We start from the raw sequence: 225 nt of genomic DNA, 5'->3' as shown, positions 1-225 counted from the left end.
GAGCAGGCGCGGTTGCCGGTGAGGCAGAAGCTACGGCGATAGGCGCGTCGGCGGTTGCTGGTGCCTCGAACGCGACTGTCATCGGTGCGCACTCGGCCGTCGCCGGCGACGGAGGTGTCGCGCTCGGCTTTGGCGCGTCTGCCACCGCGGCCAACGCTGTCGCAATTGGCCGGGATTCGGTGGCCGAGCGGGCGAACACGGTGTCGATGGGCTCAACTGGACAGG

At 69.8% G+C, this 225-nt stretch carries 1 pseudogene; it reads left to right on the top strand.

Features of this window, described 5'->3' with window-relative positions:
• Positions 1-38: 38 nt before the first annotated feature.
• A pseudogene (locus tag CIC12_RS33850) lies at positions 39-225 on the top strand (adhesin); the annotation flags it as partial.

This window comes from Paraburkholderia sp. SG-MS1 (assembly GCF_012275575.1).
Classification (GTDB): Bacteria; Pseudomonadota; Gammaproteobacteria; order Burkholderiales; family Burkholderiaceae; genus Paraburkholderia.
The sequence above is the reverse complement of the archived record's forward strand: the minus strand, read 5'-3'. Positions and strand labels throughout refer to the sequence as shown.